Below are 19,195 nucleotides of genomic sequence, written 5' to 3'. Positions count from 1 at the left end.
CATTCTAAGATTTTAATAAGTTTTGAAGGGCTTTATCAGCAGTTGGGTATGTGAATTGAAAACCATGATTAAGCACCTTCTCCGGTAAAACTCTTTGTCCCTCCAGTAAAAGCATGCTCATTGAGCCGAGCAGAGTTTTTAAAATAAATGAGGGAACAGGTATGAAGTGGGGACGATTCATTGTTTTAGCAATTGTTTTTCCGAACTCCTTCATTGTTACTGGGTATGGTGAAACAGCGTTAATTGGACCATGTATTTCTTGAGTTTTTATAATAAAATCAATCAGCATAATGAGGTCATGTATATGAATCCATGAGACCGGCTGCTTTCCGCTACCAATTGTTCCCCCGACAAAAAATTTATAAGGCAATACCATCTTTGGCAGAGCACCTTCTTCTCCTAAAACAATTCCGAATCGGCAAAAAACTGTTCGAATATTTAGCTCGGCTATTTTTTTCGCTTCTTTCTCCCAATGATTAACTGTGTCTGCTAAAAAGTCAGAAGCTTGTACAGTGGAATTCTCTGTGAATGTTTCGGTTGTTGATGTTCCATATATACCGACAGCGCTTGCGTTAATAACTAGTACAGGTTTTGTTTTCAATCTTTCAATAATAGAATAAATGGTTCTTGTTGCATTCACTCTGCTTTCAACAATTTCCTTTTTTGCCTGCGTTGTCCACCGACTATTTATGGATTTTCCTGCAAGATTTATAAATACATCTGTGTTCTCAAGCTGTTCACTCGGATTTGTATCATTTTCTAACCACTTTATATAGTGTAAATGCTTTTCATTAGAATGCTTATTATTTCGTGTTAAAATATAAATATCATGACCTTGACGGAGAAAATAATCTGTCAGCTGCTTCCCTATAAATCCTGTCCCACCAGAAATACATATTTTCATTTCATCACTCCTTATACCATTTTATACACTAAATGTAATAAAAGTCCTCTTTTATTGTAAATAAAGAGCAGCATTAAGAGACATGTCAAAGTCCTTAAAGATGGAATTTTCCCTATATGATGGAGGTGAAACAAATTGAAAATTATTACAAAGATAACAACACAAAAGCATTCCACTGAGCGTTTTAATATTTATTTAGATGATCAATATGCTTTTAGTGTTGACCAAGATGTGTTTATTAAATATGAATTAAAAAAAGGAAAGCAGCTTAATGAGGAGGATATAATTGAAATACAATACGGTGACGATGTAAAGAAAGCTTTTAATAAAGCACTTGAATTCTTAAGTTACCGGATGCGTTCGATTAAAGAGGTTAGTGACCATCTAAAGTTGAAAGAGTTTACTGAGCCTATTATAGCAGAAGTGATTTATCGGCTTAAAGATTATCGATATGTTGATGATTTGGAGTTTGCAAAAGCATATGTCCGTTCTCAATGGAAAACGAATGGAAAAGGTCCAAATGTTATGAAACAGGAATTAAAAGCAAAGGGAATCGACCAGATAATATTGGAAACGGCATTACTTGAGTATGATGAATCATTTCAATTTGAAGAAGCGCTAAAACATACTCATAAAGCGGTAAATAAAAATAAAAATCTTTCTTCTATCTTATTAAAGCAAAAAGTAGAGCAGTATTTAATGAGAAAAGGCTTTTCATCAAACATTATTTCTAATGTTATTAGTGAAGTAAAGTTTGAAAAAGAAGAAGCAGAAGAATGGGAAGCACTTGTTAAACAGGCAGATAAAGCAAAATCGCGTTATAAAAATAATGATCAGTATACGTATAAAATGAAAATGAAGCAGTTTTTATATAGAAAAGGTTTTTCAATGGAATTAATTGAACGTTATTTAGAAATGGACGAGTTGTAAGAAGGGGATAAAATTATAATGGAAAAGCGTTATAGCGAGATGACAGAATATGAATTAAACATTGAGATAGCAACATTAAGAGAAAAAGCAAGAAAAGCAGAACAATTAGGAATTATTAATGAATATGCGGTATTGGAAAGAAAGATTGCAATGGCAAAATGTTATTTATTGAATTTAAATGACTTTCTTCCAGGGGAAATTTACTATATTGAAGGTGCGGAAGAGGAAAAATTTAAAATTGAATATATGAATGGTATTTTTGCATGGGGATGCAGACTTTCTAGTCCGGACAAAGAAGAAGCTCTTCCAGTTTCCATGCTTTTAAAAATCGAAGCTTAATTATTTCTTCTTTTCAGGGAAATAAGTATAATATTTTATATGCTGTTAGAGGGGGAGAAAAGAATCTCCCCGTTAAGTTAAGATCTTTTTCTCGTTTGTCTTTTTAAAATGATGAGGTCTTGTGATTGCTGGGTTTCCCCATTAATTTGTGCATGTGCATGCTTCGGATTTGCCCAAGGCTGGGTATACGGATTGGAATACAAATTGTCATAAAAGTCTTTTTTATTTTTTGTCCCCATTATTAATGCACCCCCACAAGTATTTGTATATTAAGAGTAAGGTTTGTCACGCTTGCCTGATTCCCTCATTCGTTCTTGTGGCTTCGTATTAATGGTTCCGTCAGCTCTTGTTGAGGCGAATCTCGCTTTTGCACGAGGCTCGCCTTCAAGTTTGTTATTGCTCATATTTGGAAAGCCTTTTTCTTTATTGCGCATGCAAAAACCTCCCTCATCATGATTAAATCTTACTCCACAGCAATGGAGTGTACTAATAGTATGGCGAGTAGTACTTTAAATATAAGTAGTGAAATATTGCTAGAGGTGATGAAATTTGGAAACATATTTTGAACGATTAACGAATGAATTATTAAAGAAAAATGATTTTCTGAATTATTATCAGGCAAGAACATGGATTGAGCTTTTATGGGAAGATTTTGAAACGACTCGGGCGCAAGCTGGAGAACAGTATTTGGGGAAAAATGTAACAGAGCAAGTTGTGTTGCAATTCATTTCAAATTACGGTGATAAGCTTCACGAATTCATTGCTTCGAATCCAAAGTATAAAGATTTATTAGATTCAAAAGATTATTTAATTCATTAAAATAAAATGAGGCTGTGAAAACAGCCTCATTCATCATTTTAATCCGGAAGTATATCAAGTTTTCGTCTTAGTTTTGCCTCGCTGAAAATCCAGCCAGTATAGGAGCTGACAATTTCAAGACGTGAATCAAGCTGGACGATTGCAACGAAAGGATAATATCCTTTACTTCGATATCTTAAATCAATGAACCTGACCTCATAATGGTCTGTATATTCACTGATCTCCCACCGATAAACGGGAGAAAAAGATAAGAAAGCAGAAATATTGTCATCTTTTTTAGCAGCTGTTATTACTTCAGATTTTGGAATTGGCACTCGATCAAATTCATCCAATAGGATAATCTTTCCTTCGATAACATGGGCGACATAAAAGCGGTCTTCTGTCATAATAGCAAGATGCCATTTATGGAAACGCATTGTCGGTGAAATAATAATTTCTTCTACTGCATCGAAATTTTCATGTACTTTTCGAAAAATCATTTTTTGATGCCAGAAGCGAATCAAATAGTAGCCAATGATTATCGCGTACATCCATAGAAATGTATAGCCGGGATGAGCGCCTAAAGCCCAAATAATAATTCCAATAATATGAGCAGTGAAAATAAATGGATCAAATGTGTTGATTACTCCGAGGGCGACCCATTTTTTTGAAAAAGGCCTTAATGCCTGTGTACCGTAAGCATTAAAAATATCAACGAAAACATGAAGAACGACAGCCAAAAGTGTCCAGAGCCAAAGGTGAAGTAAGTTAATATGTGATGAAAATATATTAATCGTTCCTGTAATTAAGAGCGACCAAATAAGAATTGCAGGAAGCGAATGAGTAATTCCGCGGTGGTTACGAATATATTGTGCATTATTTCTAAATTTTAACACTGTATCTAAATCAGGTGCTTGAGAACCGAGTATCGTGCCGATCATAATGGCGTGTGCAGTTGCAGTATCGGGACCGACCGCAGGATCTAAAGTTGCCAATCCTCCAAGCGCAATTCCCATGACGATATGTGTCCCAGTATCCAAACAATAACGACCTCCTAAATGAATTGGGTAATAAAGGAGTATTCACAAATGATTCACTTATGAACATTCTTTATTCTTATTTAGAAATACTATATCAAATTTAACACTTGGGGGCAATTTCCGCATGATGAAAAAATTAGAAAACTTTGCAATCCAAGATTTTCAAAATGATTTAATTAATTGGTATCGAAATGAAAAACGCGATTTACCATGGAGAAAAAATCAAGATCCTTATAAAATATGGGTATCAGAAGTAATGCTTCAGCAAACAAGAGTTGATACAGTTATTCCGTATTTCAATGAATTTACGACGAAGTTTCCGACGATCCAAGCTTTAGCAAATGCAGATGAGGAAGAGGTTTTAAAAGCCTGGGAAGGGCTGGGATACTACTCCCGTGTTCGAAATCTTCATTCTGCTGTAAAAGAAGTGAATGAATGTTACGGAGGTATTGTACCAAATGATCCTAATGAAATCAGCAAGCTAAAAGGGGTTGGACCTTACACGAAAGGTGCAATTCTCAGTATTGCTTATAATATTCCTGAGCCGGCTGTTGATGGAAATGTGATGCGAGTGATGTCAAGAATTCTTTCGATCTGGGATGATATTGCTAAAGTAAAAACAAGAAATTTATTTGAGGAAATAATCCGAGAAATTATTTCACGAGAATATCCTTCTGACTTTAATCAGGCATTAATGGAGTTAGGAGCCATTATTTGTACACCGACATCCCCGTCATGTTTATTATGTCCGGTAAGGGAGCATTGTGCAGCATTTCACGAAGGTGTGCAAACGGAGCTTCCAGTAAAAAGTAAGAAGAAAAAGCCAGTGCCTTTGCAAATGGCAGCAGCTGTTCTTTACGATGAGAATGGGCAGCTTTATATTCATAAAAGACCGCCTACTGGTCTACTTGCTAATCTTTGGGAATTTCCAAATTGTGAATTAAAACAGGAATTAAATAAAACTCATACAGAGCAATTGGCTCTCTTTTTAAAAGAAGAATACGATATAGAAGCAGCTCTTCAGCCTTTAATAGGAACTATCCAGCATATATTTTCTCATCGTATATGGAATCTCTCTATTTATTTCGGTGAAATAAAATCGATGGAATCCGAGAAATTAGTACAAGTGGATGAGGAAACAATTAAACAATATGCATTTCCAGTCTCCCATCAGAAAATATATAAAATGTATAAAGGTGAAATATGAGGAAGACAGTCCGAAAAAAGTTTTTTACGGACTGTCTTTCTTCTTTATTTTCTCGCTGCCATTTCCTCCATAATTTCACGTTGTATCGTTTGTCCTTCACTATTTAAATATGGAAGAATCTGTTGGAAAGAATGCTGGAAATGGGCTAGTTCAGCATCTGTCCAATCACGTTTTGACATCATGGAAAGCTCCGTCATATCCCGGCCGTTATACATTATAGTCCCTCCTTTTTAAAAAATAGAAGTTTAAACGTATTATTTGATACAATACATGTATTATACATTTGATGGGGCAGTCCCCCGATTTAAGGAGCTGGAAAATATGACAGAACAGAGAAAAGTAGCATTAGTGACAGGAAGCAGCCGTGGAATTGGAAAAGCGATTGCGATTAGACTGGCAGAAAAGGGATACGATATTGTTATTAACTATGCCCGAAGTAAAACAGCTGCACTTGAGACGGTAAATGAGATTGAACAGCTTGGGGCTAAGGCAATCGCGATAAAAGCGAATGTTGGTAAACCTGAAAAAATTAAAGAGTTATTTGCCCAAATTGACGAAGAATTTGGCGGAAGACTTGACGTTTTCGTTAATAATGCGGCATCAGGTGTTTTACGGCCTGCAATGGAATTAGAAGAAAGCCATTGGGATTGGACGATGGATATTAATAGTAAGGGCCTTCTTTTTTGTGCTCAAGAAGCCGCCAAAAGAATGGAAAAGTCAAATGGTGGTAAAATTGTAAGTATCAGTTCACTCGGCTCTATACGTGTATTGGAGAACTATACGACAGTTGGCGTTTCAAAAGCAGCGCTTGAAGCATTAACGAGATACCTAGCTGTTGAGCTGTCGCCAAAAAATATTATAGTAAATGCTGTATCAGGCGGTGCTGTTGATACAGAAGCATTAAAGCATTTTCCAAATCGTGCCGAACTATTAGAGGATGCAAGAAAAAATACACCTGCGGGCCGGATGGTTGAAATAGATGATCTCGTTAACACAGTTGAATTTTTAGTTTCTGATCAATCATCGATGATAAGAGGACAAACAATTATCGTGGACGGCGGCCGTTCTCTTTTAGTATAAAATTATATAAAATTTTTGGGATACTTTGTCCACCTCTGGGACAATCTATATTTTGTGGAGGTGATACTGATGGCAAAGTTTAATCAACAAGCAGGTAAAACTACTGCAGGAACGAATATCCAACATGTAAAGCAACAAAACGCTCAATCGGCTGGTGCAGCTGGTCAATTCGGTACAGAATTTGCTAGTGAAACAGACGTACAGAAAGTAAAACAAAACAACCAACAAGCTGAAGCAAATAAAAACCAAAATTCTTAAAACGAGAGACATCTCTTCTATACGCGAAGAGATGTCTTTTTTGTGGAAAAAGGGACGGAGTTGTATTAATATACCTGAAAATTATATCTCCTCTTGTCTCTCATATTGTCCTCATTGGAGTTGAAATTTGTAAAGATAGGTGCGCCATTGTCATTTTGGTGTGATAGTTCTATTTATAATGAATTTTTATCCATATAAATCTAAGGTATGTTTTTAACATTTGTTAATTAAATGAAATTTTTATTTCTAATCTCGATATACTGCAAACCACTTTGATTTTTGGCTCATCCATTTGCAAACCGAGCTTGCAAATGCTTTTCAGCTGAGGCTGAAAAGTGCTCAAATTTATAAAAAGGGAAAGAAAAGCAAGTTTTTCTTCCTCTTTTTATAAATTTGAGCGAGATGAGCCAAAAATCTTGCACTGTACTAAGTATTTATTACGTATATATATGATTTCTTATATTGCGACAAAACTTCTTAATCATCTACATAACTAGTCAAAGGAAAGTAAATAAGGAAAGGAGAATTATTTAATAGCATATGTATATAGTTATTCAGTGAAGAGAAAGGGGAGCATAGTATTGGAGAGATTCGACCTTCTCGTTAGTGAACAATTGAAAATAATGGACAAATTATTATATTTACAATCTGAAATTGAACGATGTAAAGAGATAGAGAAACAATTACTTATACTTCAAGATGATGCACAGCTTGGACCTGTTCAAAAGGAAATTGAAACGATGAAAAAAGAATTGGCGGAGATCCAGCAGTTGTTTGAAAAACAAACGGAAGCGGTAATTAAGTCTTATCAAAGAGAAAATATTGAAACAGTATCTTAACGTGATAAGCTAGGGTCATTCCTATTAAAGAATGGCTCTTTTATTTTCTTTTTTGTTGAGTAACGTTATAATGGAAAGAACTATACTAATCGAATACGTTTGTGAAAGAAATTCATAAACCGTCTAAAATGAAAGAAGGGGAGAAAAGTGAGCTTTCCCAAGGAAGGAGACACAATCCAAATACACAGTTATAAACATAACGGACTTATTCACAGAGTATGGGACGAGACAACGGTTTTAAAGTCATCGAGTAACTCTATTATCGGTGGTAATGATCGGACAGTCGTAACAGAATCAGACGGAAGAACGTGGATTACTCGTGAACCTGCGATCTGTTATTTTCATGCAAAGTATTGGTTTAATGTGATCGGTATGCTCCGGGAGGATGGAGTGCATTATTATTGTAATATTAGTTCACCATTTGTTTGGGACAAAGAAGCTGTAAAATATATTGATTATGATCTTGATATAAAAGTGTTTCCGGATATGACATATACACTTTTAGATGAAGATGAATATGAGCAGCACAGTAGAGAAATGAATTATCCTGAAGTTATTGATGGTATTTTAAGGAAAAATGTTAATGTTTTAATGCATTGGATTCATCAAAGAAAAGGACCTTTTGCTCCTGATTTTATTGATGAATGGTATGAACGGTATTTAACATATTGATGCTAAAAACGATACGATCTAAAAGAGACTGACTTTAAAGGATTTATATCTTTAGTGATTCAGTCTCTTTTTATTTTGTAAAGAAGACGATTCCTAGTTATAAAGGCTGAAATTTCGGCTATAAATCAAAAGAGAGAATTTTCATTTTAAAATAAAGCGAAAATATTTTTCTTATATACAGAACAATGATTATGGAGGAAGTTATATGGGGGCCATCAGGAGATACTTGAAATTTGTGAAACCATACCGGCTGCAGATTATCGGAACAATTGCTATTGGAATTGTTAAATTTTCCATTCCATTAATGCTGCCATTACTTTTAAAGCATGTTGTTGATGATATTATCGGCGGTTCGGGAGCTGCTGCAGAGAAAACAAATGAGCTCCTGATTATCATGGGAATTATGTTCGTCATTTTTCTTGTTGTCAGACCGCCGATTGAATACTACCGTCAATATTTTGCACAATGGACTGGAAGTAAAATACTGTATGATATTCGTGATCAGCTTTTCACTCATTTGCAAAAGCTTAGTTTGAAATATTATGCGAATACAAGAACTGGGGAAATTATATCGAGAGTCATAAATGATGTAGAGCAGACGAAGAACTTCGTTATAACGGGTCTCATGAATGTTTGGCTAGATATGGCAACGATTATTATCGCAATTGCTATTATGTTTACAATGAATGTGAAATTAACATTTGTCGCTATTATATTATTCCCTCTTTACGGCCTGTCAGTTAAATTTTTCTATGGAAAGCTGCGTCATTTAACGAGAGTAAGATCGCAGGCATTAGCAGAAGTTCAAGGGCATTTACATGAACGTGTTCAAGGTATGCCTGTAATAAGAAGCTTTGCTATAGAGGATTATGAACAAAAGCAATTTGGACGTGAAAATGAGAATTTTTTAAAGAAGGCACTGGAACACACGAGCTGGAATGCAAAAACATTTTCTGTTATTAATACATTAACTGATATAGCTCCGCTAGTTGTTATTACTTATGCTGGTTATCAGGTGATCCATGGACAAATGACTGTTGGAACGATGGTTGCCTTTATCGCTTATATTGAACAGTTATACAGTCCATTAAGAAGATTAATTAATTCTTCTACAACATTAACGCAAAGCTTAGCATCAATGGATCGTGTATTTGAATTTATTGATGTTCCTTATGATATTACTGATAAACCTGGTGCCAAGCTTGCAGATGATGTAAAAGGAGATATTTTATTTGAACATGTTTCTTTTCGTTATAACGAGAAAGATTCTATCATTTTAGATGATTTATCTTTAAAGGTTAATAAAGGGGAGACCGTTGCTTTAGTTGGAATGAGCGGCGGGGGAAAATCAACATTAGTAAGCCTGCTTCCACGATTTTATGATGTAACGGAAGGAAGAATTTTGCTTGACGATATTGATATTAGGGATTATCAGACACAAAGTTTACGGTCACAGATTGGAATGGTGCTGCAGGATACATTTTTATTCAGTGATACAGTGAAGGAAAATATTTTAGTCGGTAAGCCACATGCTTCGGAGGAAGAGGTTATTGCAGCTGCCAAGGCTGCTAATGCACATGATTTTATTATGAAGCTTCCGGAACAATATAATACAAAAGTCGGTGAACGCGGTGTTAAGCTGTCAGGGGGACAGAAGCAGCGTATTGCAATAGCAAGAGTATTTTTGAAAAATCCTCCAATATTAGTTTTAGATGAAGCGACATCGGCGCTTGATTTAGAAAGTGAACATTTAATTCAAGAAGCTTTAGAAAAACTTGCTGCGGAAAGAACGACATTTATTGTTGCACATCGGTTATCCACAATTACACATGCGGACAAGATTGTGCTAATTGAAAATGGCAAGATTACAGAACAAGGCACACATGAACAGTTAATGAGAAAACAAGATGGTTATTATCATTTATTTCAAATTCAGCAGCTTGAATAAAATGTTAAAAAAAAAGCGAGTCTATAGGATTCGCTTTTTTTATTCGGTTTCCGGGATATTTACTTCATTTTCTTCCTTATGAAAACTCTTAAAGCTGCCCATCAGTTTATCTAAATGCCCAAGCTGTTCACTGTAATCGATAATCGTCGCGACTAGAGGGAGCAGGTGATAAAAGGATGAAAGATCATCGCCATTCTCTTGATGAAATTCCATCAATGCTTCAATTAGCTGTTTTTTATGAAGCTTTTCTAAATGGTTATTTTCTATGTACGGATTTGTTCTAATTTTACCTATAAAGCTTAGTAATAATTCTTCATGAATATTAAGAAGGTCTTCTAATTCTTCTAACAGGCATGAACGAAATTTCTCGGGCATATTATTTAGCTCATTATCAAAACGATGCAGTTTTTTCAATGTGTCGAGTGAGCGGCCGGATGTTATAAGCATTTGTCTAAATAAAACAAGCTTTCTTGATTTAGCATAATTAGTATGTTTGAAATAATTACGCTCTTCTTTATATAAGAGATACAGATGGTCCACTTTAATGAGCTGTTCTTTAAATTTTTCAATATCTTCTTTTAAAATAGTATATTCTGTTGCATTTCTAACACTAATCCTAGTCCATTTAATAATTTCTTCCGCATGATTTAAAATATGATTGTATAGCTTTGTTTCATATTTTGGGGGAAGAAATACTAAATTGACGATAAAAGCTGCAAATATACCTAACATAACTGTGAAAAAGCGAATTAAGGCAAACTGGATAAAATCTTCTCCAGGTGTTTCTAAAATGGCAATAACAGTGACAAGAGCGATAGAAATCGTATTTTCCATCTTTAATTTCAAGTTAATAACAATAACGATAATAGCCGTTAGGCCGATAATCACTGGATGCGGATCAAAAATAAGTCCAAAAATAATCGCAAATACCGCACCGATTACGTTAGCTTGAATCTGTTCAATAATGGAAAGATAAGAGCGGTATATTGTTGGCTGGATTGCAAAAATCGCTGAAATCCCTGCAAAAACTGGCGATGGTAACTGCAATAGAGTTGCTATGAAAAGGGCTAAAGTAATAGCAATTCCAGTTTTAAGAATGCGGGCACCAAGTTTCATCGTATTATTTTTACATCCTTTCGGGAGAAATATCTCGATATTTACAGAATTCCATTTTAAAAAATAAGGCTAACTTAAAGTTCACTTTATCTTAAAGGCAATTATGTAATATACAGTGTTTCGGCGGACTATTCAATACTATTAAAAAAATCTTAATAATATTTTTGTGAAAAGAATTGTCTATCCATCAATTAAGGTTTTCCACCTGTTAAAGCAGCTATTAAATACCCAATAAAGATAAGAATGAAAAATGCGAAAATGATAATAAAACTTATTAAGGATGAAAACTTATTTTTTGCATAATTATTAAAAAGCATACCGTTTAGTAAGACATAGGATATTGGCTTTTGAATGATGACAATAGAAACAAAAAGAGAAATTAACAAGAATATAAGACCTATTCGTATTAATAAATTCATCTTCATTATAAAACATCCTTATATAGGGAATTTTACCTTATAAACAATTAAACTGTATATTTAATGGAAAGTAAATTTACTGAGAATTATAATTAATAAAAAAGACGAGAATTTTAATTACTCGTCTTTTTATGTTTGATTAATTGTTATTCAATTGTTTAAATGCTTTTTCTACAGCTTCTAACGTATTAGTAATATCTTTTTCTGTATGTGCAATTGTCAGGAACCATGCCTCATATTTTGATGGTGCAAGATTAATGCCTTCGTTTAGCATTAATTTGAAAAACTTAGCAAACATGTCACCGTCTGTTTGTTCTGCTTGTTCATAGTTCACGACCTTTTCTGTCGTAAAGTAAATAGTTAAAGCTCCCTTTAAGCGATTAATTGTAATAGGGATATTGTATGCAGCAGCATGTTTTAAAATACCTTCTTCCAATAGCGCACCAAGTTTATTAAGTCTTTCATATAAGCCTTCCTCTTGTAAAACTTCCAGACAGGCAATTCCTGATAAGATAGAAGCAGGATTTCCTGCCATCGTTCCAGCCTGGTATGCAGGACCGAGCGGAGCAACTTGTTCCATAATTTCTTTCTTACCACCGTATGCTCCAATTGGTAAGCCACCGCCAATAATTTTTCCGAGTGCTGTTAAATCTGGTTTCACATTGAGGAGATCCTGAGCACCCCCATACATAAATCTAAATGCTGTAATTACTTCATCATAAATAACCAATGCTCCTGCGTCGTGGACAACGCGATTTACTTCCTCTAGAAATCCAGGCTTCGGCTCTACGATTCCGAAGTTTCCAACGATCGGTTCAACGAGAACTGCTGCAACTTCGCTTCCCCATTTAGTAAGAGCTTCTTTTAAAGGTTCAATCTCATTGTAAGGTACAGTAATTACTTCCTGCGCAATACTTTTTGGAACTCCTGCAGAATCCGGTGTACCAAGTGTGGAAGGACCGGAACCTGCAGCAACTAAGACAAGATCAGAGTGACCGTGATAACAGCCGGCAAATTTAATAATTTTATCTCTGCCAGTGTATGCTCTTGCAACACGGATCGTTGTCATAACAGCTTCTGTACCTGAATTAACAAAGCGTACTTTATCAAGAGCAGGCATTGCTTCTTTCAACATTTTTGCAAATTTTACTTCATGTGGGGTTGGTGTTCCATATAAAACGCCACTTTCTGCTGCCTTTGTAATTGCTTTTGTAATATGTGGGTGGGCATGACCGGTAATAATGGGACCGTATGCTGCTAAATAGTCGATATATTTATTACCGTCAACATCCCAAAAGTATGCACCTTGTCCTCTTTCCATAACGACTGGTGCGCCGCCGCCGACTGCCTTATAAGAACGTGATGGACTATTAACGCCACCTACGATATGCTGTAATGCTTCTTCGTGTAATGCATTTGATTTTGAAAAGTTCATTATTTCCACTCCACTTTTTAAAAATTTACGTATTCACTTTATTTTAACATACAGAGAAACATCAATAGGTGTCGTTTGTTTCTTCCGCTTATTGTTTAAGGTAAAAATTGAAATGCAAATTTTAATGCTAACCATTTGTTGAATAGGGAAAGTTTAGATAAACTATTCGTTGTAGGTAAGCATGGAGGGACAGAAATGAAAAACATTATTGAAGTAAAAGATTTAAGGAAAGAGTTTAAAGCATATTCAAGCAGGCAAGGTTTAACGGGAGCTTTTCGTGATTTATTAACGAGGAAATATAAAATTGTTCCTGCTGTAAATGATATTTCTTTCTCTGTGAAGCAAGGAGAAATGGTAGGCTATATCGGTGAAAACGGTGCTGGAAAGTCCACATCGATTAAAATGTTAACTGGAATTTTAACGCCTACTTCCGGAAATGTTCTTGTAAATGGGATGAATCCCCATAAAGAGAGAGAAAGTTTTGTTCGGACAATTGGTGTCGTTTTCGGACAAAGATCGCAATTATGGTGGGATATCGCTGTGCAGGAGTCGTTCCGTTTATTAAAGAAAGTGTATAAAGTGAGTGATGCCGATTACAACGAGCATATGGATCATGTTATTAAAACATTGGATATCGGTCCTTTATTAGATAAACCGGTTCGTAAGCTTTCGCTAGGACAGAGAATGCGATGTGAGCTGGCGGCAGCATTGATTCATAATCCGCCGCTATTATTTTTAGATGAACCGACAATCGGGCTTGATGTATTAGTAAAATTAAAAATTCGTGAGTTTTTAAAAGAAATGAATGAAAAATATAAAACGACGATTTTATTAACGACACATGATTTAACAGATATCGAAGCATTATGTGAACGTGTAGTCATGTTAGATGAAGGAAAAATTATTTATGATGGTGCTTTAGAAAAACTCCGTCAGCATTGGGGAGAAGGGAAACAAATTCAATTTCAGTTTGCAGAGGAAATAAAAGGCGAACAGCTGAATTTCTTAACAGCTGACTTAGATGTTATTTGGCAGATGGGTGAGGGAGTAAATGTTTGGACAGCGATTATTAAAGATCAGGAGTTTCAAATGTCAGAATTAATTGGCAGAGTAGTTGGTGTTCATAAAATCAGCGATTTAAGTGTGAATGAAATTTCTACAGAAGAAGTTATACGAAGTATTTATGAAAAAGGTGAAGCATTAGGAAGCTAGATTTTAAAATATTTTTTATGGTGGTATACATGGATAAATACATTGAAATGATACGTATTCGTTTTTTAATGATGCTTGCGTATCGAACGAATTATTATAGTGGGATTCTTATTTACAGTATTAATATTGGTGCTTATTATTTTTTATGGACAGCAATTTATGGAGGGAAAGAATCCATTCAAGGATTGAGTGCAATCCAAATGACGACGTACATTGCTGTAGCATGGATGGCAAGAGCTTTTTATTTTAATAATATTGATCGGGAAATTGCAATGGAGATAAAGGAAGGGAAAGTGGCGATTGAGTTAATCCGTCCTTATAATTACTTATGGATGAAAACAATGCAGGCATTCGGTGAAGGCGTGTTCCGTATTCTGTTCTTTTCTATCCCAGGTATGATTATCGTCGGATTTATTTTTCCAATGGAATTTTCAGCTAACTGGTTAACATGGAGCTTATTCGCTTTGTCTCTATTATTTAGCTTTATTATTAACACTCAAATTAATTTGATAACGGGTATATTAACATTTTTCTTGTTTAATAATGAAGGGCTTATGCGTGCGAAGCGGGTTATTATCGACCTGTTTTCCGGTTTGCTTTTACCAATCAGCTTCTACCCTGGCTGGGCTCAAGAAATAATGAAATTTTTTCCTTTTCAAGCAATCAGTTATGTGCCGAGTATGATTTTTACAGAAGGATTTAAAGGAAATGCCTTATTAGAGGCATTAATTCTTCAAGGCTTATGGGCTATTATCCTCCTTATCCCAATTCAGATTATATGGTATATCGCGAAAAAACAAATGATTATCCAGGGGGGATAAAGTGATGTTTTATTTTACAATGTTTTTTCAATATATGGCGCAGTATTTAAAAACGAAGTTTGAGTACCGTGCTGATATGGTTGTTAAAATGTTTTCAGATTTGCTTTTTCAAGCAACGAATCTCGTTTTTATTCTCGTTGTTTTCGGTCATACACAAGTTTTAGGCGGCTGGAATAGAGAAGAAATTATTTTTATTTACGGTTTCTTCCTAGTTCCATATGCTATTTTCAGCAGTTTCTTTAACATTTGGGATTTTAATGAGCGCTATATCGTAAAAGGAGAAATGGATAGAATCTTAACTAGACCAATTCACAGTCTATTTCAAGTAATGCTTGAAAGGATGGAACTAGAATCTCTTTTCGGAGCAGTTGTCGGAATTGTCATTATGGCTTATGCTTCATTTAATCTTAATTTACAATTTCATTGGTATGACATTATTATTTTTATTGTTTTCTCACTTGGTGGAACACTCGTCTATGCAGGTATCTTCGTCTCAATAGCAAGTATTAGTTTCTGGTCTGATGCCAGAACTTCGATTTCACCTATGGTTTACAATATCGGAAACTATGGCAGATACCCGGTTGATATTTATAATTCTGTCATCCGTTTTATTTTAACTTGGATTTTACCGTTTGCCTTCGTTGGAGTATATCCCGCAGCGTACTTCTTAAATAGGCATGAATGGCTTTTTTATTCTATTTTAACACCTGTAATGGGAATTATATTTTTCTCCCTCGCCATTGTTTTATGGAATATTGGAGTAAAACGATATCGGGGAGCAGGCAACTAGAAGAAGGCTGACAGCTAATGTCAGTCTTTTTTATATGCTAATAGAATAACTAGATAAAAGCTTGTATATATTGTACAAACAGCTTTTCATTAAGGGTGATTTTATTGGTCGGGGCTTTATTTGGAAGTATTATCGTTATCTGTCTTTTTATGAGCTTTTATTTAATGTTTTGTACATTCATGCAGCGGAATTTCTTATCATTTGAAACTGTTTTAAGTATTGTGTATCTCTATGTGTCATTATTAATTGGTTTCGGAATGATTTATTTAATATTGCTTCAAAGTGATATACAGGTTTTAAAAATTGGAGAAGAATATATAGAGGGTACCTATTTCGAGCGATTGGGTACATGTTTATATTTTAGTACGATCACATTATTTTCAGTTGGCTATGGAGATATCGTTCCGGTCAGCTTTGGTCGGTTCATTGCATCCATTCAAGCTTTAATAGGTTATACACTGCCTGCTGTTTTTGTTGCCCGGACGGTAATGGATAAGGGAAAAAAGTTATGATATTCTTAAATAATAGAAAAGATTTTATATTTAGGAGGAATTTTTAATGGCAATCGAAGCTGGACAATTAGCACCTGAATTTGAATTACTTGCAGACAACGGAGAGAAAGTACAATTATCAGATTATCGAGGAAAATATGTTGTTCTATATTTTTATCCGAAAGATATGACGCCAGGATGTACGACACAGGCTTGTGATTTCAGGGATCAGTATGCAAGCTTTGCAGGTTTGAATGCAGTTATTCTTGGAGTAAGTGCTGATGATCAGAATAAACATCAAAAATTTATTGAAAAGCATGATCTTCCTTTTAACTTATTAGTTGATGAGGATCATCAAGTAGCAGAAGCTTACGATGTATGGAAATTAAAAAAGAATTTTGGCAAGGAATATATGGGGATTGAACGCTCCACTTTCGTTATTGATCCTGAAGGTAAATTAGTGAAAGAATGGCGCAATGTTACAGTGAAAGGTCATGTTGAAGAAGCTTTAAACTATGTGAAAGAATTACAGGCATAGGGAGCCTATTTATCTTTTATTAGGCGGAAATCCACTCGGAGACAGGGAACTCGCATATTATATCTCGAAGGCATACCTCCTCAGGAATGTTAGCTCTAAAATGAAGTGCGGCTTAATGCCCGCACTCTTTTTTTATAATAACAGTAATTAAGAAATAATAATTATTACTGCACATGGAGAATTATTGACAAATGTCATATATAACATGTACACTTATTATACATATTATAAAATAATAATTTTTATCACGTATAAACGTCTATTAAATAATTAAGATTTATTTTGAAGAGAGGTGCATGGCGGATGTCTGAACATTTAAGGGAAGCACTTGACACTTTAAAGCAAACGGGAGTTAGAATCACTCCACAGCGTCATGCTATACTTGAATTCTTAGTCGAATCAATGATACATCCAACCGCTGACGATATATATAAAGCATTAGAAGGAAAATTTCCAAATATGAGTGTAGCAACAGTTTATAATAATTTGCGAGTTTTCCGCGAGGTTGGACTTGTGAAAGAATTAACGTATGGCGATTCATCAAGTCGTTTTGATTTTATTACGACAGAACACTACCATGTGATTTGTGAGCAGTGTGGGAAAATTGTTGATTTTCACTATCCAGGATTGGATGAAGTAGAGGCACTGGCTGCGCATGTTACAGGCTTTAATGTAAGTCATCATCGTATGGAAATATACGGATTATGCAAAAGTTGTGAGAAGAAGGAAACACATTAAACTAAGCTGCTTAGTAATAAAAGCAGCTTAGTTTTTTTATTTAGCAAAGAAAAAGGATAACCTCATGTTATCCTTTTTCACTTAAATTGATTTTCTTCTTATTATAATTCTCATCGAACTCTTTTCCTTCAAGCTCAGGATCAAGTGTAAGAGATTCCCGACAATACATACACATATCAACTCGACCGAGCATTTTTGTCGGCTTTCCACATGAAGGACATATGACTTGAATAGCCTTTGTTGAAAGCATTCCAATCCAGAAATAAACGACTGTACTAGCAATAATAGAAAGCAATCCTAAAATCATAAATATTGTCATTAACCAGATGTTTGTACGAAAGAAAATACCAACATACATTATTAAAAATCCGATAAATATAAGACTTAAAGCAAAAGTACGGATTTTATTTATCTTGCTAGAGTATTTACGTTCCATGCCCCTACCTCCTGTCATTAATATAGCATACGTTATCTATCTATTGAAAAGATTAATTCAAGTGAACTATTAAAATGTTTATAACATCGACTTTTAGAAGGAATTTCCTAAGTAAATGTAGAAAGAAAATAAAAAGTCATATATTTAATGGGGGAGTTACAATGGAAAATATTCTCCGCGATCTGTATCAACAAAAAGTAAATGATCCAAATACGCTGGCAATTATGTCAATTGAGAAATGGGATGACAATTCTGCTTTAGCTGATAATTTAGATCTTACATTACTAGTTATCGTAAAAAGTGCAGAAGCGCCCATTTTTATTAAGCATTATGAAATGGATTCTAAAAGAGCGGCATTGACAATAGTAACAAAAGATACAATAGAAGGATGGATAGAAGAAGGCAATAGTGAAGGATTAATGAATTTGCTCCTAAATGGAAAAATACTATTTGAAAGAGAAGAGTATATAACAAGTATTGCTAATACATTGGATATTTGTCTTTTTTCTGAAAGAAAATTAAAAATTAGTATTGAATATGGGAAGTTGTTAAGAAAACATTCAGAAGGTAAAAACTTTTTTGAGGCAAATCAGCTACATGATGCATATAATCATATTGTTCATGCGCTTCAGCATCTAGCGAGGCTTGAAGTGATCGATAGAGGTCTTTATCCTGAAACGACTGTATGGAATCAGGTAAAACGTATTGATCCGCAAATTTATAAATTGTATACGGAATTAATTGATAGTGATGAATCTTTAACGAAGCGTTTAGAGTTATTGCTTTTAGCAAGTGATTTTTTAATTCATTCGAAGGCGAAGTTAGGAGCAGGGCATTTATTATCAGTTATGTTAGAAAAAGAAAATTGGTTATATACTGATTTAGTAAATCATCCGGAAGTAAAGCTATATGCCCTTGATTTAAGCATATTATTAGACCTTTTAATTGAAAAAGAGTTTGTTCAAGTGAGAAAAGTGGAGACAAAAGATAAAGAGATGTATTATCACAGTTATTTTCTTAATAAAAAGTGTTGACTTCGATTTTTAATGATGTTATATTAATAAACGTCGCTGCTAAACAACAAACAGACAGCGACTTTTCATCTCAATAATGAAATTAAAAAAGTTATTGACATGATTCGGAAGAAATGTTATATTGATAAAGTCGCTTCTGAAGCGCACTGA

The 19,195-nt window shown here is 34.6% G+C and carries 25 protein-coding genes; 16 read left to right on the top strand and 9 right to left on the bottom strand.

Translation table 11 applies throughout. The features are described 5' to 3' along the window. Positions 1–4: 4 nt before the first annotated feature. The gene (locus tag BFA01S_RS09720) at positions 5–904 is read right to left on the bottom strand and encodes a TIGR01777 family oxidoreductase (protein WP_066229136.1); all 900 of its coding nucleotides are present in this window, start codon (positions 902–904) and stop codon (positions 5–7) included. A gap of 135 nt (positions 905–1,039) precedes the next feature. Between BFA01S_RS09720 and recX the strand changes: the two genes are divergently transcribed. Together recX and BFA01S_RS09710 are read left to right on the top strand one after the other, a co-directional pair. Next, entirely contained in the window at positions 1,040–1,834 is a 795-nt protein-coding gene (recX, locus tag BFA01S_RS09715; RefSeq protein WP_066229134.1) for a recombination regulator RecX, read from the top strand. Positions 1,835–1,852: 18 nt separating this feature from the next. Continuing rightward, positions 1,853–2,173: a YfhH family protein gene (locus BFA01S_RS09710; RefSeq protein ID WP_066229133.1), complete on the top strand. Its 321-nt coding sequence runs from the start codon at positions 1,853–1,855 to the stop codon at positions 2,171–2,173. Between the two features lie 77 nt (positions 2,174–2,250). On the opposite strand, the gene BFA01S_RS21870 is transcribed toward BFA01S_RS09710, so the two are convergent. Further along, on the bottom strand, positions 2,251–2,412 hold the full coding sequence (locus BFA01S_RS21870) for a YpzG family protein (RefSeq protein ID WP_082799933.1): 162 nt from the start codon (positions 2,410–2,412) through the stop codon (positions 2,251–2,253). A 30-nt stretch (positions 2,413–2,442) separates the two neighbouring features. Continuing rightward, the gene (locus tag BFA01S_RS09705; protein WP_066229130.1) at positions 2,443–2,607 is read right to left on the bottom strand and encodes a small, acid-soluble spore protein K; all 165 of its coding nucleotides are present in this window, start codon (positions 2,605–2,607) and stop codon (positions 2,443–2,445) included. 115 nt (positions 2,608–2,722) lie between these two features. Here BFA01S_RS09705 and BFA01S_RS09700 point away from each other — a divergent pair, with 115 nt between their 5' ends. Next, on the top strand, positions 2,723–2,992 hold the full coding sequence (locus BFA01S_RS09700) for a YfhJ family protein (protein ID WP_066229127.1): 270 nt from the start codon (positions 2,723–2,725) through the stop codon (positions 2,990–2,992). 38 nt (positions 2,993–3,030) lie between these two features. Here BFA01S_RS09700 and BFA01S_RS09695 read toward each other — a convergent pair whose 3' ends face one another. Next, positions 3,031–4,011 (bottom strand): metal-dependent hydrolase, encoded by a 981-nt coding sequence (locus BFA01S_RS09695; protein WP_066229124.1) that lies wholly within the window; start codon positions 4,009–4,011, stop codon positions 3,031–3,033. A gap of 124 nt (positions 4,012–4,135) precedes the next feature. On the opposite strand from BFA01S_RS09695, the gene mutY reads away from it, so the two are divergent. Beyond that, entirely contained in the window at positions 4,136–5,218 is a 1,083-nt protein-coding gene (mutY, locus tag BFA01S_RS09690; RefSeq protein WP_156483584.1) for an A/G-specific adenine glycosylase, read from the top strand. Between the two features lie 44 nt (positions 5,219–5,262). Here mutY and BFA01S_RS22800 read toward each other — a convergent pair whose 3' ends face one another. Further along, positions 5,263–5,433, bottom strand: coding sequence for a hypothetical protein (locus BFA01S_RS22800; RefSeq protein ID WP_169800456.1), 171 nt, complete (start codon positions 5,431–5,433; stop codon positions 5,263–5,265). 106 nt (positions 5,434–5,539) lie between these two features. Between BFA01S_RS22800 and fabL the strand changes: the two genes are divergently transcribed. From fabL to BFA01S_RS09665, 5 genes are all read left to right on the top strand, one after another. Next, positions 5,540–6,298 (top strand): enoyl-[acyl-carrier-protein] reductase FabL, encoded by a 759-nt coding sequence (gene fabL / locus BFA01S_RS09685; RefSeq protein WP_066229122.1) that lies wholly within the window; start codon positions 5,540–5,542, stop codon positions 6,296–6,298. Between the two features lie 69 nt (positions 6,299–6,367). Beyond that, positions 6,368–6,556: a gamma-type small acid-soluble spore protein gene (locus BFA01S_RS09680; protein WP_066229119.1), complete on the top strand. Its 189-nt coding sequence runs from the start codon at positions 6,368–6,370 to the stop codon at positions 6,554–6,556. 581 nt (positions 6,557–7,137) lie between these two features. Further along, entirely contained in the window at positions 7,138–7,395 is a 258-nt protein-coding gene (locus BFA01S_RS09675) for a YgaB family protein (protein WP_066229116.1), read from the top strand. Positions 7,396–7,542: 147 nt separating this feature from the next. Next, entirely contained in the window at positions 7,543–8,067 is a 525-nt protein-coding gene (ntdP, locus tag BFA01S_RS09670) for a nucleoside tri-diphosphate phosphatase (RefSeq protein ID WP_066229113.1), read from the top strand. Between the two features lie 205 nt (positions 8,068–8,272). After that, positions 8,273–10,015: an ABC transporter ATP-binding protein gene (locus tag BFA01S_RS09665; protein ID WP_066229111.1), complete on the top strand. Its 1,743-nt coding sequence runs from the start codon at positions 8,273–8,275 to the stop codon at positions 10,013–10,015. A gap of 39 nt (positions 10,016–10,054) precedes the next feature. On the opposite strand, the gene BFA01S_RS09660 is transcribed toward BFA01S_RS09665, so the two are convergent. From BFA01S_RS09660 to BFA01S_RS09650, 3 genes are all read right to left on the bottom strand, one after another. Continuing rightward, positions 10,055–11,131 carry an FUSC family protein gene (locus tag BFA01S_RS09660; RefSeq protein WP_066229104.1) on the bottom strand — a complete coding sequence of 359 codons (1,077 nt, stop codon included), beginning with the start codon at positions 11,129–11,131 and terminating at the stop codon, positions 10,055–10,057. A gap of 191 nt (positions 11,132–11,322) precedes the next feature. Further along, complete coding sequence (locus BFA01S_RS09655; RefSeq protein WP_066229100.1) at positions 11,323–11,556, bottom strand: hypothetical protein; 234 nt, start codon at positions 11,554–11,556, stop codon at positions 11,323–11,325. Between the two features lie 133 nt (positions 11,557–11,689). Continuing rightward, positions 11,690–12,985 carry a glutamate-1-semialdehyde 2,1-aminomutase gene (locus BFA01S_RS09650; protein WP_066229097.1) on the bottom strand — a complete coding sequence of 432 codons (1,296 nt, stop codon included), beginning with the start codon at positions 12,983–12,985 and terminating at the stop codon, positions 11,690–11,692. Positions 12,986–13,180: 195 nt separating this feature from the next. Here BFA01S_RS09650 and BFA01S_RS09645 point away from each other — a divergent pair, with 195 nt between their 5' ends. The 6 genes from BFA01S_RS09645 (at position 13,181) to perR (ending at position 17,575) form a co-directional block, all read left to right on the top strand. Continuing rightward, the gene (locus tag BFA01S_RS09645) at positions 13,181–14,197 is read left to right on the top strand and encodes an ABC transporter ATP-binding protein (RefSeq protein ID WP_066229093.1); all 1,017 of its coding nucleotides are present in this window, start codon (positions 13,181–13,183) and stop codon (positions 14,195–14,197) included. 29 nt (positions 14,198–14,226) lie between these two features. Then, positions 14,227–15,018 carry an ABC transporter permease gene (locus BFA01S_RS09640; RefSeq protein ID WP_066229090.1) on the top strand — a complete coding sequence of 264 codons (792 nt, stop codon included), beginning with the start codon at positions 14,227–14,229 and terminating at the stop codon, positions 15,016–15,018. A gap of 4 nt (positions 15,019–15,022) precedes the next feature. Beyond that, the gene (locus BFA01S_RS09635; protein ID WP_066229088.1) at positions 15,023–15,808 is read left to right on the top strand and encodes an ABC transporter permease; all 786 of its coding nucleotides are present in this window, start codon (positions 15,023–15,025) and stop codon (positions 15,806–15,808) included. A gap of 104 nt (positions 15,809–15,912) precedes the next feature. Then, positions 15,913–16,320 carry an ion channel gene (locus tag BFA01S_RS09630; protein ID WP_066229085.1) on the top strand — a complete coding sequence of 136 codons (408 nt, stop codon included), beginning with the start codon at positions 15,913–15,915 and terminating at the stop codon, positions 16,318–16,320. 46 nt (positions 16,321–16,366) lie between these two features. Beyond that, on the top strand, positions 16,367–16,837 hold the full coding sequence (bcp, locus tag BFA01S_RS09625) for a thioredoxin-dependent thiol peroxidase (RefSeq protein WP_066229082.1): 471 nt from the start codon (positions 16,367–16,369) through the stop codon (positions 16,835–16,837). Positions 16,838–17,140: 303 nt separating this feature from the next. Continuing rightward, the gene (gene perR, locus BFA01S_RS09620) at positions 17,141–17,575 is read left to right on the top strand and encodes a peroxide-responsive transcriptional repressor PerR (RefSeq protein WP_066229079.1); all 435 of its coding nucleotides are present in this window, start codon (positions 17,141–17,143) and stop codon (positions 17,573–17,575) included. A gap of 67 nt (positions 17,576–17,642) precedes the next feature. Here the strand turns inward: perR and BFA01S_RS09615 are convergent, their stop codons facing one another. Next, positions 17,643–18,011, bottom strand: a complete 369-nt coding sequence (locus BFA01S_RS09615; protein ID WP_066229077.1) for a YgzB family protein — start codon at positions 18,009–18,011, stop codon at positions 17,643–17,645. Positions 18,012–18,172: 161 nt separating this feature from the next. Between BFA01S_RS09615 and BFA01S_RS09610 the strand changes: the two genes are divergently transcribed. After that, positions 18,173–19,045 (top strand): nucleotidyltransferase-like protein, encoded by an 873-nt coding sequence (locus BFA01S_RS09610; protein ID WP_066229074.1) that lies wholly within the window; start codon positions 18,173–18,175, stop codon positions 19,043–19,045. The last annotated feature ends 150 nt before the right edge of the window (positions 19,046–19,195 follow it).

The organism is Metabacillus fastidiosus NBRC 101226 (assembly GCF_001591625.1).
Taxonomy (GTDB): domain Bacteria; phylum Bacillota; class Bacilli; order Bacillales; family Bacillaceae; genus Metabacillus; species Metabacillus fastidiosus.
This window is presented reverse-complemented; position numbering and strand designations above follow the sequence as displayed.